Source organism: Catellatospora sichuanensis (genome assembly GCF_007483665.1).
GTDB classification, from domain to species: Bacteria; Actinomycetota; Actinomycetes; order Mycobacteriales; family Micromonosporaceae; genus Catellatospora; species Catellatospora sichuanensis.
On record NZ_ML660184.1, the window covers coordinates 201,129 to 224,707 of the forward strand.

20 protein-coding genes and 2 pseudogenes are annotated in these 23,579 nt (G+C 71.9%); 9 read left to right on the forward strand and 13 right to left on the reverse strand.

Annotated elements, in window-relative coordinates; all coding sequences use genetic code 11:
* The first annotated feature begins 141 nt into the window (after nt 1–141).
* Both FLL47_RS02910 and FLL47_RS02915 read left to right on the forward strand, forming a co-directional pair.
* Nucleotides 142–804 (forward strand): potassium channel family protein, encoded by a 663-nt coding sequence (locus FLL47_RS02910; protein WP_144118837.1) that lies wholly within the window; start codon nt 142–144, stop codon nt 802–804.
* Between the two features lie 11 nt (nt 805–815).
* Entirely contained in the window at nt 816–1,508 is a 693-nt protein-coding gene (locus FLL47_RS02915; RefSeq protein WP_144118838.1) for a potassium channel family protein, read from the forward strand.
* A 168-nt stretch (nt 1,509–1,676) separates the two neighbouring features.
* On the opposite strand, the pseudogene FLL47_RS02920 reads toward FLL47_RS02915, so the two are convergent.
* The 4 genes and pseudogenes from FLL47_RS02920 to dut all read right to left on the reverse strand — a co-directional run.
* A pseudogene (locus tag FLL47_RS02920) lies at nt 1,677–2,373 on the reverse strand (DUF3159 domain-containing protein); the annotation flags it as partial.
* 42 nt (nt 2,374–2,415) lie between these two features.
* Nucleotides 2,416–2,805, reverse strand: a complete 390-nt coding sequence (locus FLL47_RS02925) for an OB-fold nucleic acid binding domain-containing protein (RefSeq protein ID WP_144118840.1) — start codon at nt 2,803–2,805, stop codon at nt 2,416–2,418.
* A 388-nt stretch (nt 2,806–3,193) separates the two neighbouring features.
* Nucleotides 3,194–3,946, reverse strand: a pseudogene (locus tag FLL47_RS43875) (DUF3710 domain-containing protein); the annotation flags it as partial.
* A 9-nt stretch (nt 3,947–3,955) separates the two neighbouring features.
* Complete coding sequence (dut, locus tag FLL47_RS02935) at nt 3,956–4,411, reverse strand: dUTP diphosphatase (RefSeq protein WP_144118841.1); 456 nt, start codon at nt 4,409–4,411, stop codon at nt 3,956–3,958.
* A 179-nt stretch (nt 4,412–4,590) separates the two neighbouring features.
* Here dut and FLL47_RS02940 point away from each other — a divergent pair, with 179 nt between their 5' ends.
* Nucleotides 4,591–5,034: a DUF3093 domain-containing protein gene (locus FLL47_RS02940; RefSeq protein WP_144118842.1), complete on the forward strand. Its 444-nt coding sequence runs from the start codon at nt 4,591–4,593 to the stop codon at nt 5,032–5,034.
* Here FLL47_RS02940 and FLL47_RS02945 read toward each other — a convergent pair.
* Complete coding sequence (locus FLL47_RS02945) at nt 5,017–5,844, reverse strand: hypothetical protein (protein ID WP_246157460.1); 828 nt, start codon at nt 5,842–5,844, stop codon at nt 5,017–5,019. The two genes, FLL47_RS02940 and FLL47_RS02945, sit on opposite strands and share 18 nt — an antisense overlap.
* A 202-nt stretch (nt 5,845–6,046) precedes the next feature.
* A complete protein-coding gene (locus FLL47_RS02950; RefSeq protein ID WP_144118843.1) occupies nt 6,047–6,343 on the reverse strand; it encodes a DUF4193 domain-containing protein in 297 nt (98 codons plus the stop codon).
* A 344-nt stretch (nt 6,344–6,687) separates the two neighbouring features.
* On the opposite strand from FLL47_RS02950, the gene FLL47_RS02955 reads away from it, so the two are divergent.
* On the forward strand, nt 6,688–7,218 hold the full coding sequence (locus FLL47_RS02955; protein WP_144118844.1) for a LytR C-terminal domain-containing protein: 531 nt from the start codon (nt 6,688–6,690) through the stop codon (nt 7,216–7,218).
* Between the two features lie 133 nt (nt 7,219–7,351).
* On the opposite strand, the gene FLL47_RS02960 is transcribed toward FLL47_RS02955, so the two are convergent.
* Complete coding sequence (locus tag FLL47_RS02960) at nt 7,352–8,152, reverse strand: inositol monophosphatase family protein (protein ID WP_246157462.1); 801 nt, start codon at nt 8,150–8,152, stop codon at nt 7,352–7,354.
* Nucleotides 8,153–8,388: 236 nt separating this feature from the next.
* On the opposite strand from FLL47_RS02960, the gene FLL47_RS02965 reads away from it, so the two are divergent.
* Both FLL47_RS02965 and FLL47_RS02970 read left to right on the forward strand, forming a co-directional pair.
* Complete coding sequence (locus tag FLL47_RS02965) at nt 8,389–10,086, forward strand: RNA polymerase sigma factor (RefSeq protein ID WP_144118845.1); 1,698 nt, start codon at nt 8,389–8,391, stop codon at nt 10,084–10,086.
* Nucleotides 10,087–10,467: 381 nt separating this feature from the next.
* Nucleotides 10,468–10,701 carry a DUF7455 domain-containing protein gene (locus FLL47_RS02970; RefSeq protein ID WP_120321755.1) on the forward strand — a complete coding sequence of 78 codons (234 nt, stop codon included), beginning with the start codon at nt 10,468–10,470 and terminating at the stop codon, nt 10,699–10,701.
* A 256-nt stretch (nt 10,702–10,957) separates the two neighbouring features.
* Here FLL47_RS02970 and FLL47_RS02975 read toward each other — a convergent pair whose 3' ends face one another.
* The 4 genes from FLL47_RS02975 to FLL47_RS02990 all read right to left on the reverse strand — a co-directional run bounded on the left by FLL47_RS02975 (nt 10,958) and on the right by FLL47_RS02990 (nt 14,925).
* Nucleotides 10,958–12,676, reverse strand: a complete 1,719-nt coding sequence (locus tag FLL47_RS02975; protein WP_281286639.1) for a DEAD/DEAH box helicase — start codon at nt 12,674–12,676, stop codon at nt 10,958–10,960.
* 174 nt (nt 12,677–12,850) lie between these two features.
* Complete coding sequence (locus FLL47_RS02980) at nt 12,851–13,492, reverse strand: trimeric intracellular cation channel family protein (RefSeq protein ID WP_144118846.1); 642 nt, start codon at nt 13,490–13,492, stop codon at nt 12,851–12,853.
* An 84-nt stretch (nt 13,493–13,576) separates the two neighbouring features.
* Nucleotides 13,577–14,518 carry a ribokinase gene (locus FLL47_RS02985; RefSeq protein WP_144118847.1) on the reverse strand — a complete coding sequence of 314 codons (942 nt, stop codon included), beginning with the start codon at nt 14,516–14,518 and terminating at the stop codon, nt 13,577–13,579.
* 161 nt (nt 14,519–14,679) lie between these two features.
* Nucleotides 14,680–14,925: a DUF3039 domain-containing protein gene (locus tag FLL47_RS02990; protein WP_144118848.1), complete on the reverse strand. Its 246-nt coding sequence runs from the start codon at nt 14,923–14,925 to the stop codon at nt 14,680–14,682.
* Between the two features lie 257 nt (nt 14,926–15,182).
* Here FLL47_RS02990 and FLL47_RS02995 point away from each other — a divergent pair, with 257 nt between their 5' ends.
* The 3 genes from FLL47_RS02995 (at nt 15,183) to FLL47_RS03005 (ending at nt 17,596) form a co-directional block, all read left to right on the forward strand.
* Nucleotides 15,183–16,094, forward strand: a complete 912-nt coding sequence (locus FLL47_RS02995) for a pseudouridine-5'-phosphate glycosidase (RefSeq protein WP_144119019.1) — start codon at nt 15,183–15,185, stop codon at nt 16,092–16,094.
* A complete protein-coding gene (locus FLL47_RS03000; RefSeq protein WP_144118849.1) occupies nt 16,091–17,005 on the forward strand; it encodes a carbohydrate kinase family protein in 915 nt (304 codons plus the stop codon). Before FLL47_RS02995 ends, FLL47_RS03000 begins: the two co-directional genes overlap by 4 nt.
* A 210-nt stretch (nt 17,006–17,215) precedes the next feature.
* Nucleotides 17,216–17,596: a DUF3099 domain-containing protein gene (locus tag FLL47_RS03005; RefSeq protein WP_144118850.1), complete on the forward strand. Its 381-nt coding sequence runs from the start codon at nt 17,216–17,218 to the stop codon at nt 17,594–17,596.
* Nucleotides 17,597–17,743: 147 nt separating this feature from the next.
* Here the strand turns inward: FLL47_RS03005 and FLL47_RS03010 are convergent, their stop codons facing one another.
* Together FLL47_RS03010 and FLL47_RS03015 are read right to left on the reverse strand one after the other, a co-directional pair.
* Nucleotides 17,744–18,478, reverse strand: a complete 735-nt coding sequence (locus FLL47_RS03010) for an alanyl-tRNA editing protein (protein ID WP_144118851.1) — start codon at nt 18,476–18,478, stop codon at nt 17,744–17,746.
* An 11-nt stretch (nt 18,479–18,489) separates the two neighbouring features.
* Nucleotides 18,490–23,532, reverse strand: a complete 5,043-nt coding sequence (locus tag FLL47_RS03015) for a Pls/PosA family non-ribosomal peptide synthetase (RefSeq protein WP_222105944.1) — start codon at nt 23,530–23,532, stop codon at nt 18,490–18,492.
* Nucleotides 23,533–23,579 lie beyond the last annotated feature (47 nt).

Sequence of the window (23,579 nt, forward strand, 5' to 3'; positions counted from 1 at the left end):
CTGATGTCGCGCGCCGTACGTGCGCATGGCAGGCTGGGCGAGGGTGGGGAGTCCCGTGGGGTGTGACGCTCGAACGGCGGCGCGCCGGGACGAGCCGCTTTCGCGGTGGCCGGGACGACGGCATTGTCGGGAGGACGTGACGTGCACGTTGTGATCATGGGGTGCGGCCGGGTCGGCTCGACGCTCGCGCACAGCCTGGAGGCGCGCGGGCACTCCGTCTCGATCATCGATCAGGACGCCGACGCGTTCCGCCGGCTCTCCCCTGACTTCGCCGGCACCACGGTCACCGGCGTCGGCTTCGACCGCGAAGTGCTCATCCAGGCCGGCGTGGAACGGGCCGACGCCTTCGCCGCGGTCTCCAGCGGCGACAACTCCAACATCATCTCCGCGCGGCTGGCCCGCGAGACGTTCGGCGTGCAGCGCGTCGTGGCCCGCATCTACGACCAGCGCCGCGCCGAGGTGTACGAGCGGCTCGGCATCCCCACCGTGGCGACCGTGCGCTGGACCGCCGACCGCATCGTGCGGCACCTGGTGCCCGAGGGCGCCACGGAGCTCTACCGCGACCCCACCAGCACCGTCGCCATCATCGAGACCCCGGTGAACCCGGCCTGGATCGGCCGTCCGCTGCACACGCTGGAGGAAGCGACCGGCACCCGGACCGCGTTCCTCATGCGCTTCGGCCTCGGCACGCTGACCACCTCGTCGACGGTGCTGCAGGACGGCGATCAGGTCTTCATGCTCGTCACCGACGACATCGCGGAAACCGTCACCAAGATCGCCGCCGCGCCGCCGGCCGCGGCCTAGGAGGAGTCACCATGCGGGTCGCCATCGCCGGGGCGGGCAACGTCGGGCGCTCCATCGCCCAGGAGCTCATCGAGAACGGCCACCAGGTCATGCTGCTGGAGCGCCAGCCGCGCATGCTGCGCCCCGAGCGGGTGCCGGCCGCGGACTGGGTGCTCGCCGACGCCTGTGAGCTGTCCAGCCTCCAGGAGATCAACCTCGCCGCGTGCGACGTGGTCGTCGCCGCCACCGGTGACGACAAGGTCAATCTCGTGGTGTCGCTGCTGGCCAAGACCGAGTTCGCGGTGCCGCGGGTGGTCGCCCGGGTCAACCGGGCCGAGAACGAGTGGCTGTTCACCGAGCAGTGGGGCGTGGACGTCTCCGTCTCCAAGCCGCGCGTCATGGCGGCCCTGGTCGAGGAGGCGGTCACGGTCGGCGACCTGGTCCGGCTGATGACCTTCCGGCACGGCGAGGCCAACCTCGTCGAGATCACCCTCCCCGAGGACGCCCCGCACGTGGGACTGCCGATCCGCTCCATCCCCCTGCCGCACGACAGCGCCCTGGTCGCCATCGTGCGCGGCCGCCGCGTGCTCACCCCGACTCCCGACGACCCGGTCGAGGTCGGCGACGAGCTGGTCTTCGTCTGCACTGTCGAGGTCGAGGAGCAGGTCCGCTCCGTCATGCTCGGTGCCGACAGCGTCGAGAAGACCCGCGCCCGCCGCCGCTGACCCACCCGCCCCACACCACATGCACACACCCCGCCCAACGTAGACGCTGGCCTATCTCGTCGAAAACGATCGCAGATCTTTCGATGAGATAGGCCAGCGTCTACGAAAATCGGGGCGGAGGGGCGCCGCGCGGACCCCACAGGACCGGTCGGCGTGACGGTCGGCCGGTCAGGCCGGTCGGGGTTCTTCGCGGCGGACGCGGCGGACGACGCCGAAGCTGATCACGACGAGCAGGGCGAACAGCGGCGTGCCCATCACGATGCGGGCGATGCCGAGGGCGGTGCCCTGCTCGGTCATCCACAGCCCGCCCTGGACGGCCACCTTGATCGCGAACACCACCGCCCACAGCGCGGTCAGCTGGGAGAAGACGCGCACCAGCCGGGTGTCCTCGCGCCAGTCGTTGCGGCCGCCGTTGGCGATCACCGACCAGAACCAGCCCACCATCGGGTGGCGCAGCGCGATCGAGCCCAGCAGCACCACGATCTGGCCCATGGTGATCCAGATGCCCGGCAGGTAGAAGTCGACCTCCTTGCCGGAGTTCCAGGCCATCCAGGCGCCCAGGCCGATGCCGAACAGGCCGTTCAGCGCGAAGCGCACTGGCCGCCGCTGGGCCAGCCGGACCACCGCGATACCGATCGCCACCGCCGCCGACGCGCCGATCGCGCTCTGCAGCGCGGTGCGCGACTCCTCCGCCGGGAACCAGAAGCCCAGCACGATGTTGGTCAGCACGAACACGATGACCGGGATGGCCGCCTCGGTCATCCCGCGCCAGCCGCCCAGTTGCTGCGCCATCTGCTCCGCGAACGGCGGGAGCTGCTCGGGATCGTCCGCCAGGGCACGGTCCCGGTCGCTGATGGGCTTGCGAAGCTCGCTCATGACTGCTCCTCGCTGCGCGCGGATCGCTCGCTCACGCGGCCGCTTCCAGCTCGTAGTAAGGGTTGTAGATGACCTTGCGCCCGTCCCGCACGGCGACCCGGCCGCGCACGTGCAGCCCGCGCCCCGGCTCGATGCCGTTGATGTGGCGGCGGCCCAGGAACACCAGGGTGATCAGGTCGGTGCCGTCGTAGAGGTCGGCTTCCAGCGTCGGCAGGTTGGTGCGCGGCGTGTAGACGACCGTACGCAGCCGGCCGCTGACGTTGACGAGATCGCCACGGTGCACGGTGTCCGCGCAGACGCAACCCGCGCGTTCGGTGTCCCGGCGCAGCTCCTCCGACTCGAGTTCGGAGTCGGTGGCGGTGAGCCGGTGGAGCATGCCACGCAGCCCCTTGTTCCGTGATCGGGCGTCGTCGGTCGACATGACCTGCTTCATCCTTCCCCGCCGGGGCGAGGTCCCCGAACGGCGCGCAACAGCCAGCCTACTGCGGGGTGCCCCGGCTGGGGACACCCCGGGCGGAACATGGCGAGTCCCCAAAGGCGCGCCGCGTATACGGCGGCGCGCCGGGACGAGCCGTGTTCCGCCGAGGTCAGTCGCGGCGCGGACGCGGGGAGGGCTTGCGGCGCGGGACGTCGCCCACGGCGGGAGCCGCGGTGCCGTTGACGCCCGCCGGTGCGATCGAGCCGAACGGCGTCGGCGCGGGCGTCGGCGGCACCCGGCCCGGCACGAGCTGGTTGCCGGAACCGCCGTACGGGTCGCCGCCGTAGGCGCCCTCGCCGTACTGCGGCTGGCGGGGCTGCTCGACGGGCGGCTCAGGCGCTGCCTGCCCGGCGGCGGCCTGCCGGGCCGCGGCCTCCTCGGCCATGTTCGCCGGCAGGCGCAGCGGCAGCGCCTCACGGACCGGGCGGGCGGTGTCGTCGCGGCGCACCGCCAGGCCGGTCAGGCACAGCGTCAGCGGGCCGGCCTCGGTCACGTCGATGGCGGCCGGGCCCTGGAACACCGCGCGGACCATCCAGCGCGGCCCGTCGACACCGATGAAGCGCAGGTCGTTGAAGCCGTCCGGGGTGCGGATGCGGGCGCGCAGCTCGATGCCCCAGCGCCCGGTCACCTCCTCGGCGCCCACTCCGTCGGCGAACAGGGACTTGCGGATCTCCTCGCGCACCTCGTCCCAGATGCCCTCGGTCCGCGGCGCCGCGAAGACGCCCAGCTGGAGCGCGTTGGGGCCGTGCACGAGCGCGATCTGCTGGATCACGCCCTGCTCGCCGGCCTGCACCCGGATCTCGACCCCGTCGACCGCGGGCAGCAGCAGGCTGCCCAGGTCCAACCGGGGCGCGTCGGGCGCGTCCGCGGCGTCGTAGGGGCCGTCGTCGCCGAAGATCGAGGCCTCGGGGAAGTGGGCGCCGTTCGTGCCGTTGGCGGTCGGAGCGGCGGGCGCGTCAGCCTCCTCAGGCTGCCAGTCCTCGCCGAGCAGCGCGGCGCGCCGGGCGGCGCGGGCGTCCTCGAACTTCGGCTCCTCCGCCTTGGCGTGCCGGCCGGTGGCCGCACGTCGTCGCGAGAAGATCACTGTTCCTCCTCATTTCCCCGTCGAGCCGTGCCCACCGGTGCCCCGTACGGACTCCGGCAGTTCGGCGACGTCGTGGAAGTGTGCCCGCTCCACCCGCTGCACGACAAGTTGCGCGATGCGGTCGCCGCGAGAGATCTTGGCGGTGTTCGCCCGGTCGTGGTTGATCAGTTGGACCAGGATCTCGCCCCGGTAGCCCGCGTCCACGGTGCCGGGTGCGTTGAGCACGGTCACCCCCAGTTTGGCGGCCAGACCGGACCTGGGGTGGACCAAACCCACGAACCCGTCGGGCAGGGCTATCGCCACGCCCGTACGCACCAGCCGGTGCTCGCCGGGGGCGAGCACGACATCCTCGGCGGTGTACAGGTCGGCGCCCGCGTCGCCCGGATGGGCGTACGACGGCGGGGGCAGGTCCGGGTCGAGCCGGCGGATCGGCACCACGACGGGTGGGGTCGCAGGGGGATACAACGGTCAAACCTCCGGGGGAAGTGCTTGACGCGCGCCCGCGACGGGAGCTGCGTCTCCTTGCCTCTATCCTGCCGCGCCCGGCGGACCCGACGGGCCCTACCCTCGATGCTGTGACACATCCAGGCAGCGGTACGGCATCCTCAGGCACAACGGCGACAGGGGGCGGCGCGGCACGGCCTGTGCCGAGTCACACCGAGCGCCTGTCCGTGCCGTGGTGGCTCTGGTTGCCGTCCTTGCTGGTCGGAGCCGTGTTGGCGGCTCAGGTTGGGCTGGGCGCGGCCGGACCGCGCGGCTGGGTGGCCTACCCCGTGGTGCTGACCCTGGTCGCGGTGGGCCTGTGGCGGCTGGGGCGGATCCGGATCAGCGTGACGGCCGACGACTTCCTGGTCGACGACGCCCGGCTGCCGCTGCGCCACGTGGCACAGGCGATCCCGCTGGACGCCGCCACCAAGCGCGACCTGCTCGGGGTGCACGCAGACCCGATGGCCTTCGTGGTGCAGCGCCCGTGGGTCCCCGGCGCGGTGCAGGTGGTGCTCGACGACCCGGCCGACGTCACGCCGTACTGGGTGATCAGCAGCCGCCGGCCCGAGGAGCTGGCCCGCGCGCTACGCCGCGTCGGCTGACCCCGGCGGCAGCGCCTGGCGATTCCGCTTGTCCCTCAGGTCGCGACGGATGTCGTCGCCCAGGCGGCGGGTGGCCTTGCGGTTGAGGTAGCTGGCGATGGCCGCGCCGGTCAGCAGCGGCCCCAGCGAGGTCAGGTTGCGCCCGAACCGCTTGAGGACCATGTCGCGCAGCTGCTTGCGGGTGGCCGTGCCGAGCACGGTGGCCGCGGCGGCGCCGGGCAGCATCGGGCTGATGCCCCGGTGGCTGGCCCAGCCCTGCATCAGGCTGACCGCCCGCTGGGACGGCGTGCCGAGCACCGGCTGGCCGTACACCTCGTGCAGCTCGCCGATGAGCTTGAGCTCGATGCCGACCACGCCGACCGTCTCGGTCGCCAGCAGCACCGGCGTGGACAGCAGGGTGGGCGGCACCGCCCACTCGATGGAGGCCATGCCACCACCGACCGCGCCGACGCCCGCCGCGGCACGGGCCGCGTTGCGGATCAGCCGCTCGGCGAGGGCCTCATCGTCGAGGCCCGGATAGTGCCGCCGCAGCGTCTCCAGGCTGCGCACCGGCACGTGCGGGGCGAGGTCGGACACCGCCTCCGTGATCCAGTTGATCGCCTTGCGGGGCATGAACACTTCTTTGACGCCGCGTTCGCGCAGGCCCACCAGCATCCGCCCGAGCAGTTTGCGCCGGCCCGCCTTGTCCAGGTCCTCGTCGGCGAGGCCCGCCACCGCGAGCGCCAGTTCGTCCGGCCGCCCGGCTCCGGTGCCGGGTGCGGCAGGGCCCGACGAGGTCTCGTCGGGCACCTGGTCGGGGCTGGTGGTCATGGCAGGCTCCTGTCAGCTGAGATGGCGCCCGGCGCCCGCGACGGCCGTCGCGGTCACCCGGTATCCGGACCGTGCGGCACGCCGCGTCCGATGCGGCGTGCCCCGATCCGTGTACCCAGATGTTCTGCGCCATCTCACCCCATCGCGTCAAGCCCTGTGCATGCTCGCTCACCACCGCTGGCGAGACGACGGGCTCACGCGGTCAGGCGCACTCGCGGCAGATCGGCTCGCCGTTGCGCTCGCCTGCCAGCTGGCTGCGGTGATGCACCAGGAAGCAGCGCGAGCAGCGGAACTCGTCGGCCTGCATCGGCACGACCTTGACCGTCAGCTCCTCGTCGGAGAGGTCACCGCCGGGCAGTTCGAAGTTCTCGGCGATGTCGGTCTCGTCCACGTCCACGCTGCCCGACTGTGTGTCGACACGCCGGGCCTTCAGCTCCTCGAGGCTGTCCTCACCGAGGTCGGCCTCGTCACGGCGCGGGGCGTCGTAGTCGGTGGCCATCGATTGTCACACTCCCAATTTGTGTCTTGTCCGTCATCGCGTACGTGACGTCGTCACTCTCGACGAGCGCGGTACTTTAGCGCGCCCGTGTGGGAGTTGTACGCTCCTGCACGCCAAGATGTTCCCGATGTGACTGAGCCGACAGCGTTATGGGGCCGTCGGGTCAGGCGAGACCAAGGTAGGGGCAGCCGCCCGCCGATCACGGTCGGCGCGCCGGGAACGTCCGGCCAATTCCGGCCGTCTGTCGGGTCGCGGCCCCCGGCGGGCCGGTCAACCGATAACCTCTGGCCCATACCGTCAAAGTGGCGGCAGCGGACCTCTGGCTCACGGGGAGCGGCACCGATATGCAACTGGCACGAATTCGGGCGATCGCCATCATCAGCACCCTGGCGATCATCGGCATCACCCTGGCCGTGATCACGCTCAATCGTGACACGCAGAGCGAGGCTCCGGTGGCAGAGAGCTGCCCGGCAGGCTGGGTGCCCGTCGACAACACGCTGCCCGACTCCGAGAGCGAAGTGAAGATCAACGTCTACAACGCCACGACCACGGTGGATCTCGCCCGTAACGTGGCCGCGGACTTCACCAACCGCAAGTTCAAGGTGGAGAAGACGGGCAACGAGAAGAAGGCCCAGCCCGACATCGTCGCGGAGCTGCGCTACGGCCCCAAGACGGTCGGCGCGGCCCAGCTGCTGAAGGCGTACTTCCTCAACGACGTCGAGCCGGTATTCGACATCAAGCGCGACAACGACACCATCGACGTGATCATCGGCGGGCAGTTCAAGCAGCTTGCCACGCCCACCGAGATGCGTCAGGCGGTCGCCGCGCTGGGCCGTCCCGCGCTGCCCGAGGGCACCTGCGCCGAGAAGCCCTGACCGGCCGTCCCACGGGGTCACCCCGCCCTGAGCGAAGGCTCCGTCCGGCCGCTGTGCGCAGCCGGACGGAGCCTTCGGACGTTTCCGGTACCCGTGGACCCGGGCCGGGTCCGGCGGGCCGCCGGTGCGGCGGCTACGGCCCCCCGTCCGCGACGAGGCCGGTGAGCAAGGCGTCCAGCGGGCCGTGCAGGGCGGGCGGGGCGGCCAGCACCATGTCCCCGCCGGCCGGACGCCCCGACAGGCCGGTGACCAGCAGCCCGGCCTCACGCGCGATCAGGCCGCCCGCGGCCAGGTCCCACTCCGCCAGGCCCTTCTCGTAGTACGCGTCCAGCATCCCCTCGGCTGCCGCGCACAGGTCCAGCGCCGCCGCGCCCATCCGCCGGATGTCGCGTACCAGCGGCAGCACCTGCGCCACCACCGCGGCCTGATGGGCACGCCGCTCCCGGGCGTAGCCGAAGCCCGTGCCGACCAGCGACAGGGCCAGCTCGGTCGCCGTCGAGCCGGTCAGCCGCCGACCGTCCCGCCACGCACCGTGGCCCCGCGCCGCCGTCCAGGTGTGCCCTGTGGCCGCGTTGCGCACCACCCCCGCCACCACCTCCCCGTCCACCTCCGCGGCGATCGACACGGCGTACTGGGCCAGCCCGTAGAGGTAGTTCACCGTCCCGTCGATGGGATCCACGATCCAGCGGACCCCGCCGCTGTCGGCAATTCCCGCGCCGCCGAACTCCTCGCCGAGTACCGTGTCACCCGGGCGCCGCGCCGCCAGCGCGGCGATCACCTGTTGCTCGACCGCGCGATCAGCGGCCGTCACGACGTCCGTGGCGGTGGATTTCGTGCCGACATCGTTGATCGCCTCGTTACGCATACGGCGGGCGGTGTCGGCCGCGTCAGCGGCCACCTGCACCGCGATATCCAGCAGTTCCAGCTCGTTCACGACCGTCCTCCTCGTCACCTGGTGCCATCCTGCCAAGGCCCCGGAGCCCGCTCGCGGACCTCCTGCGGCGTGCGCGCCGAGATGATCGCCGAGTACGGCGCTACAATTCACGCCTGCCACGTGCCGAAGGTGCGGGGCGCATCCACACATCACACTGGCTGACCCACCGCGACGCGCCATGCGACGCGGCCGAAGCCGCAGATTCTTGTTTGATACTCGCCTCCGGAAGGTCGTCCGTGACTGAAGCCCGCCAGATCAGCGCCGACGTTCGCACGCTCACCGACATGCTGATCGCCCAAGCCGCAGGCGCCGGCGGCCGGCTCACGCCTGCGGATGTGGCGCGCACCGTGGAGGCTGCCGACGTCACCCCCGCCCAGGCCAAGAAGATGCTGCGAGCACTGCTCGAGGCGGGCGTGACGGTCGAGGTCGACGACTCCGCCAACGGCCGCCGCAAGGTGGCCGCCGCGCGGGCCGCGACCCCGGCCTCGAAGGCCACCACGGCGAAGGCGGCCCCGCCCGCCGCGTCGAAGACCGCCAAGCCCGCCGCACCCAAGCAGGCCACGCCCACCGAGAGCGGCGCCGAGACGCCCGCGCCGGTGAAGCTGGCCCCCAAGGCCGCTCCGGCCAAGGCCGCCCCAGCGGCCAAGCCGGTGAAGGCCGCCACCAAGGCCGCGCCCGCCAAGGCGGAGGACGGTGCCGAGGAGGCCCCGAAGACCGCCGCCAAGGCACCCGCCAAGAAGGCCGCCGCCAAGAAGGCTGTCGAGAAGAAGACAGGCGAGAAGGCCGCGCCCGCCAAGGCCGCCAAGAAGGGCGAGCCCGGCGAGGGCGAAGAGCCCGACGGCGCGGACATCTCCATCGAGGAGCTGGCCGCCGACCTCGAGGACGTCGTCGTCGACGAGCCGGTGGAGGTGGCCCAGGCCGCCGAGGCCGACGCCGCCGCCTCCGACGACTTCGAGTGGGACGCCGAGGAGTCCGAGGCGCTCAAGCAGGCCCGCAAGGACGCCGAGCTGACCGCGTCGGCCGACTCCGTCCGGGCCTACCTCAAGCAGATCGGCAAGGTGCCGCTGCTCAACGCGGAGCAGGAGGTCGAGCTCGCCAAGCGCATCGAGGCCGGCCTGTACGCCGCCGAGCGGCTGCGCCAGGCCGAGGAGGAGGGCCTGCAGCTCACCCGCGACATGCAGCGGGACCTGCTGTGGGTCTCGCGCGATGGCGAGCGCGCCAAGAACCACCTGCTGGAGGCCAACCTCCGCCTGGTGGTGTCGCTGGCCAAGCGCTACACCGGCCGCGGCATGGCGTTCCTGGACCTGATCCAGGAGGGCAACCTCGGCCTCATCCGCGCCGTGGAGAAGTTCGACTACACCAAGGGCTACAAGTTCTCCACGTACGCCACCTGGTGGATCCGCCAGGCCATCACCCGCGCCATGGCCGACCAGGCCCGCACCATCCGCATCCCGGTGCACATGGTGGAAGTGATCAACAAGCTCGGCCGCATACAGCGTGAGCTGCTCCAGGATCTGGGCCGTGAGCCCACCCCGGAAGAGCTGGCCAAGGAGATGGACATCACCCCGGAGAAGGTGCTGGAGATCCAGCAGTACGCCCGGGAGCCCATCTCGCTGGACCAGACCATCGGCGACGAGGGCGACAGCCAGCTCGGCGACTTCATCGAGGACTCCGAGGCGGTCGTGGCCGTCGACGCGGTCTCCTTCTCGCTGCTGCAGGACCAGCTCCAGCAGGTGCTGCAGACGCTGTCCGAGCGGGAGGCGGGCGTGGTGCGCCTGCGGTTCGGCCTCACCGACGGCCAGCCGCGGACTTTAGACGAGATCGGCCAGGTGTACGGGGTCACCCGGGAGCGGATCCGGCAGATCGAGTCCAAGACCATGTCCAAGCTGCGGCACCCGTCGCGCTCTCAGGTCCTGCGCGACTACCTCGACTAACACCGGCAGGTCAAGTCGACATTCATCGCGATTCGGGCATTTGGTATCCACCGAACGTACAGAGATACTCACCGTGCGTACATAGACGGGTAGGCGCTCTGTTTCTGTTCGACGCGCGATCGTTGACGTGGCACTCTGGTGGGACGGCACACTGTGCAGGACGGGTCATCTCCCCGATAGCCCGTCTGACCAGGTAGGCTCGATCGCCCAACGGCTGTGACCCCGGTCCCCCCGAGGCCCCAGCCGGGAAGCCCTCAGGCACGGCCGGTGTTGGAGGCTTACATGGGCAACGAGCTGAATGACAATGGCGGGTTCGGCGCTGCTGGACTCGGCGGATCGACGATGGATATCAGCATCGGTGACGACCAGAGGAGGAAGGCGATGACCCAGACCCTCACGCCGCCGCCGGAAACGGTGGCTGCCCCAGCCGCCGATGAACGGTGCGACCGCTGTAACGCGGCGGGCAAATTGCGTGTGAAGCTGGCCGGTGGGGGCGAGCTGGTGTTCTGCGGACACCACGCCAACAAGTACGCCGACGACCTTGTCAAGATTGCCGTGGAAGTGGCGGCGGACCCCGAGTTCACCTGGCGGGGCGCCGACATGATGGCCAAGTAACACCAACAAGCTTGACCCGAAGGGGCACCGCAACCAGCGGTGCCCCTTCGGCGTATTCGGCGCCAGGCTGGCGCGCCGCGGCCGGCCCTCCGCCCAAGATCGTCCGACTTGCCGGGCACCTGTGCGTATCTTGAGCGCGGATACGCCCACCTGCCCGGCAAGTCGAGTGATCATGACGACGCTTGCGAGGCGGCGGCACGACGGACCCGGCGCGCCCTCCGATGGGAGGGCGCGCCGGGTCCGTCGTGGTTTCGGGTCAGAAGCTCTGGATGGTGGCGATGCGCTCTTCGAGCTGTTCGATGGTGGCCTGGGCGCTGGGAGGGCCGCCGCACTTGGCGCGGAGTTCGGCGTGGATCTTGCCGTGGGGCAGGTTGGTGCGGTGGTGGTGGGCGGCGACCAGCGCGTTGAGCTGGCGGCGCAGGTGGATGCGGCGTTCGGTGGCGGACATGTCGCGGACCGCGGGCTCGCGCTGGGCAGGGGTCTGCTCGGCCCGGTTGCGGCGTACCGCGGCGGCCTGCTCGGCCTGGCGCTTGGTCAGCAGGGCGGCCACCTGGTCGGCGCTGAGCAGGCCGGGCAGGCCGAGGAAGTCCTCCTCCTCGGGTGTGCCGGCCTGGGCGGGCAGGCCGAAGGTGGCGCCGTCGAAGATCACCTGGTCGAGCTCGGCGGTGGCGGACAGCGCCTCGAAAGACTTGGTCAGCTCCCCGCTGGCCTTCTCGGACTGCTGAGCGCGTTCCAGCAGCTCGTCGTCGAGCCCGTCCTTGGCCTTGGGGCCGCCGAGCACATGGTCGCGTTCCAGCTCCATCTCGCTGGCCAAGCCGAGCAGCGTCGGCACGCTGGGCACGAAGACGCTCGCCGTCTCCCCCGGGCGGCGGGCCCGCACGAACCGGCCGATGGCCTGGGCGAAGTAGAGCGGGGTGGAGGCGCTGGTGGCGTACACGCCGACGGCCAGCCGCGGGATGTCGACGCCCTCGGACACCATGCGCACCGCGACCATCCAGCGCTGCTGGGAGCCCGCGAATTCGGCGATCCTGGCCGACGCCCCGGTGTCGTCGGAGAGCACCACCACGGCCTTCTCGCCGGAGATGACCTCGATCAGCTTGGCGTACGCCCGGGCGGTCTGCTGGTCCGAGGCGATGATCAGGCCCCCGGCGTCCGGGATGCCCCCGGCGCGCAGCACCTGCAGCCGCGCGTCGGCGGCCCGCAGCACCTGCGGCATCCAGTCGCCCTTGGGGTCCAGCGCGGTACGCCAGGCGTGCGCGATCAGGTCCTGGGTGAGCGGCTCGCCCAGGCGCACCGCCAGCTCATCGCCCGCGCTGGTGCGCCACCGGGTCTCCCCCGAGTAAGCGAGGAAGATCACAGGCCGGACGACGCCGTCGGCGAGCGCATCGGCGTAGCCGTACACCGAGTCGGCGCGGGAGCGCTGGACCTCGCCGACCCGCTCGTAGCTGACGAACGGGATCGGGTTCTCGTCGGAGCGGAACGGGGTCCCGGTGAGCATCAGCCGCCGCACGGCGGGCTCGAAGGCCGCCTTCACGCCGTCACCCCAGCTGCGCGAGTCGCCCGCGTGGTGGATCTCGTCCAGGATCACCAGCGTCTTGCGGGTGAGCGTGCGCCGCAGGTGCACCTGCGGGGCCATGCCGACCTGGGCGTACGTCACCACCGCACCGTGGAAGTCGGCGCTGGTGTGCACGTCGGCGTTGCGGAACATCGCGTCGAGCTCGATGCCCACCCGCGACGCGGCCTGCGCCCACTGCAACTTCAGGTGCTCGGTCGGCGCGACCACGGTGACCGCGTCCACGCTGCCGTCGGCCAGCAACTCGGCCGCGATGCGCAGGGCGAACGTCGTCTTGCCCGCGCCGGGCGTGGCGACCGCCAGGAAGTCGGGAGAGCGCCGGCGGAGGTACTCGACCATTGCCTTGCGCTGCCAGGCGCGCAGCGCCGGGAACGACTCGGGGACGGGGCGGGCCAGCGCCACGCGGCAGCCTCCTGCTCTTCAAGGGGGAATCGCACGAAAGAGCCCTCGGGTCGGCCACGGCTCGGCGGGACCTCGAAGGCGGGGCCCTGAGTCTATCGGCTCGTCAGGACAGGTCCGCGCGACTGTCGGTCGGAAATCAGTGAGTCGCTTTACACACCACCCGATCCGGGGCGGCTAGCCGGACTCGGTCGTGGCGCCTCCGCCGAGCCGCGGCCGCGGTGCTGACCAGTGGCGGTAGAGGGCGGTGATACGCACCACGAACACCAGCAGCGCCGCGCAGGTGAACGTGAGCACGCTGCCCCAGCCGAGCCGCACCAGGACCGCCACCGCGATCGCGCCGAGCAGCGACGCCACCGCGTAGATCTCCCGGCGCAGCACCACCGGGATCTCGTTGAGCAGCAGATCGCGGACCAGTCCCCCGCCGATGCCGGTGAGCATGCCGAGCAGGCACGCGCCCACGGCGGGCACCCCGGCGTCGAACGCCTTGAGCGTGCTGGTGACCGTGAACAGACCGAGCCCGGCCGCGTCGAGGCTGAGCACCGTGCGCCGCAGCCGTTCCAGGTGCGGGTGCAGCCAGAACACGGCCAGCGAGGCGACGGTCGCGGTGGCCGGATACCGCCAGTCGGCGAAGGCCAGCGGCGGCACCTGGTTGATCACCAGGTCGCGCAGGATGCCGCCGCCCAGCGAGGCCACGAAGCCCACGAAGACCACGCCGAACAGGTCGAGCCGCTTGCCGACGGCGGCGGAGCCGCCCGACGCGGCGAAGACGGCGACCCCGGCGAGGTCCCCGATCAGCAGGGCCGACGAACTGTCCACCGGCGCAGGCTACGACGCCGTGTGCCGTACCCCCGCGCCGCCTCGCCGCCGACCGCGCACCGGAACCTGCCCGGTGTGGCCGGGTCAGGTCTGGGGCTGGTAGGCGCGCTCGTAGAGCGCGTCGATGTCGGCCTGCAGCGGCAGGGAAGTCGAGGCGCCCCAGTGCTGGGCGCAGGCCGCGCCCGCGGCGCAGGCCCAGCGCAAAGCCTCCTCGACGGGGCGGCCCTGGGCCCAGGCCACGGCGAACGCGCCGGTGAAGGCGTCCCCGGCGGCCGTGGTGTCCGTCGCGGCGACGGGCGGCGCGCCCACCTCCAGCCGCGTCCCGTCGCGGTCGGCGTAGGCGGCCCCGGCCGCGCCGAGCGTCAGCACCACCCGCGGCACGGCTGCCAGCAGGTTCGCGAGTAGTTCGGGCACGTTTTCGGCCCGTGAGGCGTCCCGGCCGCCGTCGAGCCCGGCCAGCACGGCCGCCTCGGTCTGGTTCACCACCAGCACGTCCACCAGGGCCAGCAGCTCGTCCGGCAGCGCCCGGGCGGGGGCGGCGTTGAGGATGAAGGCGGTCTGCCCCGCTCGCGCCGCCACAGCGGCCTGAAGGACCGTGTCCAGCGGGATCTCCAGCTGACAGAGCAGCACGTCGCAGCTCTCGATGAGCTCCCGGTCGACCGCGTCCAGCTCGGTGAGCTGCGCATTCGCACCGGGAGCGACGACGATGAGGTTCTCCGCGGCCGCGTCGACCGCGATCAGCGCCACCCCGGAGGCGCCCGCCACCCGGCGCAGCCCGTCCAGCCCGACACCGGCCGCGGCCAGGCAGCCCTTGAGCTCGTCACCGAAAGCGTCCAGGCCGACGGCACCCAGGAAGTGGCACCGGGCTCCGGCCCGGGCGGCGGCGACGGCCTGATTCGCGCCTTTGCCGCCGGGAACGGTCGTGAATTCTTCGCCGAGCACGGTCTCGCCGGGGCGGGGCAGGGTGGGCGTCGCCACCACCAGGTCCATGTTCGCGCTGCCCACAACGACCACGCTCGCGGTCATGCCTGCTCCTCGCTGCGCTCGTCGGCGGCATGACCTGACCGGATCCTGCCGACTCGCTCGCTGACGCTCGCTCCGCCCTGCTCCTCAGGAAAGAGCCCGGAGCGCGCCGAGACCCCCGTGCCGCGCGGCCGTGACAGCCGTGCGTCGGCGCGCAAGCCGGATCATTCGGAGAGGTTCTCGTAGATCTCTTTGCACTCCGGACACACCGGGAAGCGGTTGGGGTCGCGGGTGGGCACCCAGACCTTGCCGCACAGGGCGCGCACCGGCGTACCCTCGATCATCGCTTCGAGCAGTTTGTCCTTGGGCGCGTAGTGCGACAGACGCTCGTGGTCGCCCTCGTCAAGGCGATAGTCCGTGGCTGTGCGCTCTTCAAGGATGGTGCTGGGATTCGTCACTGGTGTGGTCACCCGAACATTGTCTCAGGTCACCGGCTCGCAGCCCAGCCTGATATCCCGCCACGCTGTGTTGTCCGCGCCCGCCTCCGGCGGGCGCGGCGTCCGGCCTCTCAGCCGGCGTCACGCGCCAGTCGTCGGCTTCGCTGCGCTTACCTCCTTGGTGGCGCGTGACGCCGGCGGCCGAACGCGGCGATGGTGGCGGCCCTCGGGGGTGCAGGTTCATGGGGGCGGCGATCCGCCCGCCCAGTACCCTCATGATCGTGACTGATGTGAGCAGCATCCACCTGGGTGCCGAGGTCAAGGCGGCGCTGGCGACCGGGCAGCCGGTGGTGGCGTTGGAGAGCACGATCGTCTCGCACGGGCTGCCCCGCCCCGACAATCTGCGGGTGGCCCGCGAGATCGAGCAGGTCGTACGCGACCACGGCGCGGTACCGGCGACCATCGGCATGGTCGGCGGCCGGCTGGTCGCCGGGCTGGACGACGAGACGCTGACCCGCCTGGCCACCGGAGCGAACGTGGCCAAACTCTCGGTCCGCGACCTGGCCATCGCCTCCGCGCTCGGCGTGGACGGCGCGACCACGGTCGCCAGCACCTCGGCGATCGCCGCCGCGGCCGGGATCGGCGTGTTCGCGACCGGCGGCCTGGGCGGCGTGCACCGCGAGGCGGCGCAGACCTTCGACGAGTCCGCCGACCTGACGACGCTTTCCCAGACGCCGATCGTGGTGGTCTGTGCCGGGGTCAAGTCGATCCTCGACGTGGGCGCCACGCTGGAGCGGCTGGAGACGCTGGGGGTCGGCGTGGCCGGTTACCGGACGGACCGCTTCCCGGGCTTCTTCATCCGGGACAGCGGCTTCGGTGTGGACTGGCGGGTGGACACCCCCGAGCAGATCGCGGCGGCCATGCGGGCGCAGCGCGACCAGGGCGTGCACCGCGGCGCGCTGGTGGTGGCCAACCCGCTGCCGCAGGACGAGCAGCTCGACCCGGATCTGCACGACCGCACCCTGGCCGAGGGCCTGGCGATCGTGGAGCGCGACGGGGTGACCGGCAAGCGGGTGACGCCGGTGCTGCTGTCGCACTTCCACGCGGCGACGGAGGGGCGGAGCCTGGCGGTCAACGTACGCATCATCCTGCGCAACGCCGCGCTGGCCGCGCAGATCGCCGTCGCGGCCGGCAACCAGTGATCCTCTCCGTCGGAGACCTGGTCACCGACGTGCTGGCGGTGCTGCGGGCGCCGCTGGCGCAGGGCTCGGACACCCCCGCGACGGTGCACGTCGCCGGGGGCGGCCAGGCCGCGAACACCGCCGCGTGGCTGGCCGCGCTGGGCGCGCCGGTGACCTTCGTGGGCGCGGTCGGCGACGACCAGGCCGGCCGCGACCGGCTGGCCGAGCTGCACCAGGCGGGCGTACGCACCCAGGTGAGCGTGCGCCCCGGGGCCAGCACCGGCAGCATCGTGGTGCTGACGCACGGCGGCGAGCGCACGATGATCAGTGATCGGGGCGCGAACCTGCTGCTGGCCTCCAGCGACGTGGACGCCGCGATCGCCCAGGGCGCGTCGCTGCTGCACCTGTCCGGATACACCCTGCTGGACCAGCCGTCCCGGCCCACCGGGCGGTACGCGCTCGCCTCGGCCCGCGCCGCCGGCCTGCGCACCTGCGTCGACGCCGCCTCGGCCGCGCCGCTGCACGCGGTCACCACGGAACTGATCGAGGACGGGGTCACCGGGCACCCGTTCCTGGACTGGGTGCGCGGGGTGGACCTGCTGCTGGCCAACGCCGACGAGGCCACGGCGCTGGCCGGCCCCGGGGACCCGGCAGACCAGGCGCTGCGGCTGTCGTACGCGATCGGCGCCGACGTGGTGGTGAAGCTCGGCGCGCACGGGGCGCTGTGGGCCGGCCCGACCGGCGTGGTGCACGTCACCGGCGACCCGGTGCCGATCGTGGACGCCACCGGCGCGGGCGACGCGTTCGCCGCGGGCCTGCTGGCGGCCTGGGCCGCCGGGGCCGGGCAGCACGACGCGCTGCTGGCCGGCTGCCGGCTGGGCGCCCGCGCGGTGGGCATCGTCGGCGCCCGCCCGCCCCTGCCGTCGTCCTGACCACACGCCCGCCGCACGGCGCCCAAGATCGTCTGACTTGCCCGGCACCTGTGCGCATCTTGACCACACTTTCGCCCATGTGCCAGGCAAGTCGGACGATCTTGGATGAAGGGCCGCCGGACGGCCGAGCCGATGCGGGCGCGGCCCGCTGTCGGCACCGCGGGCGGATGGGGGCAGGATGGAGAGGTTCCCCGGCGACCAGGAGGCCTCGTGAAACGGCAGGCGGACCGGCCGGCGCTGATCACCGATGCGGCGGAGAGCCCGGAGGTCGAGCTGCGGCGGCGCGAGCGGCGCTACATCGCGATGATGCTGCTGCGCGCGGCCTGCCTGATCCTTGGCTCGGTGCTGGCCATGCTGCAGGTGCCGCTGCTGTGGCTGTGGCTGCCGCTGTGCGGCCTGGGCATGGTGCTGCTGCCCTGGATGGCCGTGATCCTGGCGAACGACCGCCCGCCCAAGGACGAGCACCGCTTCAAGCGCCACCGCCGCCAGACGCTGCCCGCCAATGCCCTACCCGCCCAGCCCGCCGGCCCGGTCTACGAGGGCACCATCGACGACGCCCCGACCACCGCCGATCCCGACCGCCCCGCCTAGCCGGTCCGAAGCACGCTCTGACGCGGCCCACCCGCCGCTCCGGCCAAGATCGCTCGACTTGCCCGGCACATGGGCGAAAGCGCGGTCAAGATACGCACAGGTGCCGGGCAAGTCGAATGATCAAGAGCGACGCGGCGCGGTGGGCGGTCAGATCAGGCGGACGCGGACGCGGCGGTTGGCTTTGCCCTTGGATTCGACCTTGACTACCTGGAGTTTGCCGATCTGGGCGGTCGAGGCGACGTGGGTGCCGCCGTCGGCCTGCACGTCCAGGCCGACGATGTCGACGATCCGGATCTCCTGCTCGTCGGCGGGGATCAGGTTGGACTGGGTGCGGATGATGTCGGGCAGCGCCAGTGCCTCGTCGCGGCCCAGCACCCGCGTCACGACCTGGCGGTCCGCGCCGACCTCGGTGTTGACCAGCTCCTCCAGCCGCGCCTTGAAGTCGGCGGGCACCTCGGGCAGGTTGAAGTCCATCCGCGCCTCGCCCGGCTCCATGTTGCCGCCGGTGACCAGCGCCCCGAAGTCCCGGAACACCACGCCGCACAGCACGTGCAGCCCGGAGTGGGTGCGCATGAGCAGGGTGCGCCGGGTGTCCTCGACCGCTCCGGCGACCTGCGTGCCGACGGGCGGCAGCGGGTCGCCCTCGGCCGGGATCAGCCACAGGTCGTCACCCTTGCGGGTGCCGGTGATCCGGGTCTGCACGCCCTGCCAGAGCAGCACGCCGTGGTCCGGCGGCTGGCCGCCGCCGCCCGGGTAGAAGGCCGAGCGGTCCAGCACGATGCCCTGTTCGGCATCGGCGGCCAGCACCGTGCAGGTCCAGTCGCGCAGGGTCGGGTCGGCGAGGTCGAGGCGCTCGGTGCGCCCGTGGTGTGTGACGCCCATGACCGTGCAGTCTAGGCGTCCCCGGCCGACGCGGTGTTCGGCGACGCGACGGTGCGGGCGGTGACCCGGCCGCCGGCCAGGATCTGCATCATCACGTCCTGGCTCGCGCCGGAGCGGGTGGCGGGACGTGGTGTGCGTCCCACCGACTTGGCGACCGCGGGCCGTACGCCCCGCCCGGCGGGCCTGCGCCCGCGCCGGCCCGTGGGCCGCCGCCGCACCGCGACGGTCACCCAGTGCTGCTCGGCGTCGGCGCCCCACTGCTCCTGGTGGAACCAGTAGCGCTGGCGCCCGCTCGGCGCGGTGCCGACCACCTGCAGCGGTTCCAGCAGGGTGTCCAACTGCTCGAAGCTGACCTCACCGTCGTCCCCGGCGCAGCGGGTGAACGCCTCCTTCAGCGTCCACATCCGCAGCAGCTGCTCCCCCTGGTCGTCGGCCTCCACCAGGCGGGCGTGCTCGGCGGCGGACAGCACGGTCCAGGGCAGCGACGCGCCCTCCCGGCCGGCCGGTTCCAGATCCACCCCGATGTCGTACGCGTCCGAGACGGCCACCGCGATCGCCGAGTCGGTGTGCGAGACGCTCACGTCGATGCCGAGCAGCGGCCCGGAGACGGTGAGCTTGCCGAATCCGCCGTAGTGCAGGCTCCAGTTGCGCGGCGCGACCTCGCCGTGCCACTCGATCGACAGGATCATGCGGACCAGTGCCCGGGTGACGATGAAGGAGCTGCGGCGCTCGCTCGAGCGCATGCTGTCGGCCTCGGCCCGCTCGGCCGCGCTGAGGAACTGCGCCAGGTCCTTCTCCCGCCGCCGGCATGCGGCCAGCGCGAACAGCGACACCGCCACGCCTGCCGGACGCCGCCGCCGCGGCGCGGGGGTCGCCCGCAGCTCGGTGAGCAGGGCCCGGGCCGCGGCCCGGGAGCCGGCCCGCGGGCCGGAGACGCAGGGCGTGGGCCTGGTCCGGCGCGAGGCGGCGGGCAGCGGCTCGAGCACCTGCCGGGCCGGGTTGCCGGTCCAGTCCTCGCCGTCGGGGATCTGCTCGCCCTTCATCAGGAAGGAGTGCGCGCCGAGCACCGCGTTCTCGCCGACGGTGACGCCGTAGTGCACAAACGCCTTGACGCCGAGGGTGGCTCCGGAGCCGATGACGGTCGGCTCGGACCGGAACATGCCGTCCTCCTGGGAGTGGCACTGGATCACCACTCCGGCGTTGAGGCAGGCGTCGTCACCGATGGTCATCATGGTCCGCTCGGACATGTACGCGCCGTCGTCGTACACCCGCTTGCCCATGCGCACGCCCAGCAGGCGCCACATCATCGGGCGGAACGGGGTGCCCGCGAACGGCACCGGCGCCTCCAGCTTCCAGAGCCGCTCGTGCCACCAGTAGTACGGGTCGTAGATGGAGCAGCGCCGCGAGCGCAGCCGGCGGAACCCGCCGACCAGCCGCTCCACCAGCACGCTGTAGCACAGCTGGAACACCATCAGGACCACCATCGCGGCCGGGATGACCAGCACGCTCCACTCGGAGTACAGGTCCAGCGCGGCGGCGAGCACCACCAGGCCGACGGCGGCCGAGAACCAGCTCACGAACAGGAACCAGGCCATCGAGCGCAGGTTGTACCGGTTCTTCAGGGTCAGCTGCCGGCGCAGCGCGTCGCCGGTGGGCGCCTCGCAGCCGGCTTCCCGCGTGACGACCCGGGCGATCGGGAACGACGGCGAGCCGAGCAGGCCGGTGTCGTAGCGGATGGGGCCGTCGGTGGGCACCGTCGCCTTGGTCGCGTAGAGCACGTTCTGGCCGACGGCGTGGTCCGCCGGGAAGGTGACGTCGTTGCCGACGAAGGACCGGGCGCCGATGGCGACCCGCGACATCTTGAACGAGGTGGGCGAGTAGTCGGCGTTCACCATGGACAGGCCGTCGGACACCATCGTGCCGGTGCCGATGGTGCACAGGAACGGCGAGTCGAACCGGAACTCGATGCCGAAGTTGGACCCGGTCTGCACGACCTGCTGCAGGTCGACGCCGATCCAGCGCAGGTAGTTCACGACGTACGAGCTGTCGCCGAACAGGCGCATGAACAGCGCGGAGTTGGTCATCCCGGAGATCGTCGACGCGAGCCAGTAGCGGAAGCTGTAGAGGGGGTAGACCGTGTCCGGCTTCCACAGCAGGTTGAGTACGCGCGGGATGACGACGATGCTGGCCAGGCCGACCAGCAGCGCGATCACGAAGAGCACCGCCGAGGCCAGCACCAGGTCCAGGTAGATCATGCTGCTGATGGAGAACGACTTGCCGTCGACCAGACCGCGCAGCATCGGCACCTGGGTGACCAGCGCGACCAGCGCGCCGAACACCAGCGGGCCGCGGGTGAGCACCTGGTTGAAGATCTTGACACCGGAGTAGACGGTCTTGCGCAGCCAGCCGCAGCTGCGCGCGGGCACCGCCGGCAGGCCGGGGTGTCCGGGCTGGGCCGGCATACCCTGCCAGCTCTCACCGGCGGGCACCGCGTATCCCGGGGGCAGCGTCGAGGAGTGCCCGAGCCGGGCGCCATCGCCGATGGTGGAGTCGATGTCCAGCGCGGTGTGCTCGCCGACGATCACGTCGCTGCCGATGGTGATCCGGCCGGTCTGGATGTAGCCGGACTGGGCGCGGTAGCCGAGGAAGTAGCAGTCCTTGCGGACGACCGTGTTGTCGCCGATGGTCAGCAGGTCGGTGCAGATCGGCATGACCGGCGACAGGATCACCACGTTGCGGCCGATCTTCGCGCCGAGCAGGCGCAGGTACCACGGGTAGAGCGGGGTGCCGTAGAACATCAGCAGGCGGCTCGCGCCCATGCACATGCGCACGTACCAGAAGCGCAGGTACTTCAGCCCCCACAGGGGTATCTCCTGCTCCTTCCACCGCCCGATGAGCAGCCACTTCATCGCGATCGGGTAGATGGCCAGGATCAGGAAGCCGACCACGCTGAAGGCCGCCGAGCGCAGGTACAGGTCGAGGTAGCCGTTGGCGGCGGCCATGAAGCGGAACGCGAAGATGAGCAGGTAGCCGGCCATCACCGCGCTGCCCAGCCCGAGCAGCAGCTGCACCAGGCCGCAGGCCGCGTACTGCAGCGAGCTGGCCCGGCGGGTCTGCCGGGCCGGGGCGGGTGCGGTGCGCGGCTGGGTGGATTCGGCGACCGGGGCCACCGCGGCGGCCAGCGCGCGCACGGTGGGGTACACGTACACGTCGCGCATGGACACCGAGGGCAGGTCGGCGCGCTGCCGCACCCGGGCGCAGAACCGTGCCATGAGCAGCGAGTCCGCGCCCACCTCCTCGAAGAAGTGGCTCTCCACGCCGACCCGGTCCACCCGGACGACCTCGGCCAGCACCTCGGCGTACCCCTGCTCGACCGCGGTGGTGGGCGCGGCCTCGGTGGGCGGGGCGGCCAGCCGCCGGTTGGTCGGCGGGGGCAGGCTCTTGCGGTCGGCCTTGTCGCTGGGCAGCATCGGGATCGCGTCGAGCTGCTCCAGATACGACGGGATCATGTATCCCGGCAGCCGTTCCCGCAGCCAGGAGTAGATCTGCTGGCGGTCCAGCGCGACCGTGTCCTTGCGCAGGCTGTAGTAGCCGACCAGTTCGGTCACGCCCGGCTCGGGGCGGTGCGTGTCGACGACGGCCTGGGCGATGCCGGGCATCTGCAGCAGCACCGACTCGATCTCGGTCAGCTCGATGCGGTAGCCGCGGATCTTCACCTGCGTGTCGATGCGCCCGAGGTATTCGATCTCGCCGGCCTCGTTGACCCGGCCCAGGTCGCCGGTGCGGTAGATGCGCCCGGACGGGTTGTTGGCGATGTTCAGGAAGTCGGGGATGAACGCGCGCTCGGTCAGGTCGTCGCGGTTGACGTAGCCGACGGCGAGGCCGATGCCCGCGATGCCGATCTCGCCCAGCTCGCCCGGGGGCAGGGCGCGGGGCGCGTCGGGGTCGAGGACGACCGTGGCGTAGGTCGGCAGCGGCAGGCCCAGCGTGATCGGCTTGTCCGGGTGCACCGGCGTCCAGGTCGCGGTGACGGTCGCCTCGGTGGGCCCGTACACGTTGAGGAAGCGGCGGTTCGGGCGGTGCCAGCGGGTGACCAGGTCCTGCGGGCAGGCCTCGCCGGAGACCAGTAGGAAGCTCAGCTCGGGCAGGTCCTCGTCGAGCGTGGCCAGCAGCGTCGGCACGCAGCACATCGCGGTGACCTCGCGCGCGGTGAGGAACTCCCACAGGTCCCGGCCGAGCAGGCTCGCCCCGCCGGGTTTGGGCACCAGGGTCGCGCCGACCATCCAGGACACCCAGATCTCCTCGACCGAGAAGTCGAAGGCGATGGTCATGCCCTGGTACATCCGGTCCTCCGGGCGCACCCCGTAGAGCTCGGCGGCGACCCGGACGAAGTTGCAGATGGCGGCGTGCTCGACGGCGACGCCCTTGGGCCGGCCGGTGGAGCCGGAGGTGTAGATGATGTACGCCAGCTCGTCGACGGGCTCGCCGCGCTCCTCGGGGGCCAGCCGGTCCTCGGCGGCGGCCGCCAGTTCCGCGGTGATCTCGTCGAGGCAGAGCACCTCGGCGTCGGCGACCTCGGCCAGGTGCTCGCGCAGGTGGGACGCCGACAGCACCAGGCGGGCCCCGGAGTCGCCGACGATGTAGGCCAGCCGGTCGGCGGGGAAGCCGGTGTCCAGCGGCACGTACGCGGCGTGGATCTTCCCGATGGCGAGCATGCCGACGTACGAGTGCACGGGCTGGTCGAACAGCAGCGCGATCCGGTCGCCGGGCCGGGCGCCGCGGCTGATCAGGTGCCGGGCGAGCCGGTTGGCGCGCGCGTCGACCTCGTCGTAGGTGAGCGCCTCCTCGCCGGTGTCGACGGCGAGCTGCTCGCCCCGGCCGTACCGGCGCAGCCGGTCGCACTGCTGCTCGAACAGCTGCGGCAGCCGCTCGCCCGGCTGCCAGCGCGGCGTGTGCTCGTAGCCCGGGCAGGTCAGCACCAGACCGCCGTTGCGACCGGGTTCGACGTCAGGGAACTCGGGAAGATCATTGACATCGAGGACGCGTGTGCTCATGGGCTTCTCCCTCCGCGGACGACAAGGACGGCTGAGTGGAACGGGCG

Coding starts and splice junctions, on each gene's coding strand:
- FLL47_RS03015 (WP_222105944.1), bottom strand. CDS start 23,532: ATGAGCACACGCGTCCTCGATGTCAATGATCTTCCCGAGTTCCCTGAC.
- FLL47_RS02925 (WP_144118840.1), bottom strand. CDS start 2,805: ATGTCGACCGACGACGCCCGATCACGGAACAAGGGGCTGCGTGGCATG.
- FLL47_RS02950 (WP_144118843.1), bottom strand. CDS start 6,343: ATGGCCACCGACTACGACGCCCCGCGCCGTGACGAGGCCGACCTCGGT.
- FLL47_RS02915 (WP_144118838.1), top strand. CDS start 816: ATGCGGGTCGCCATCGCCGGGGCGGGCAACGTCGGGCGCTCCATCGCC.
- FLL47_RS03010 (WP_144118851.1), bottom strand. CDS start 18,478: ATGGGCGTCACACACCACGGGCGCACCGAGCGCCTCGACCTCGCCGAC.
- FLL47_RS02985 (WP_144118847.1), bottom strand. CDS start 14,518: ATGACCGCGAGCGTGGTCGTTGTGGGCAGCGCGAACATGGACCTGGTG.
- FLL47_RS02945 (WP_246157460.1), bottom strand. CDS start 5,844: ATGACCACCAGCCCCGACCAGGTGCCCGACGAGACCTCGTCGGGCCCT.
- FLL47_RS02970 (WP_120321755.1), top strand. CDS start 10,468: ATGACCCAGACCCTCACGCCGCCGCCGGAAACGGTGGCTGCCCCAGCC.
- FLL47_RS02955 (WP_144118844.1), top strand. CDS start 6,688: ATGCAACTGGCACGAATTCGGGCGATCGCCATCATCAGCACCCTGGCG.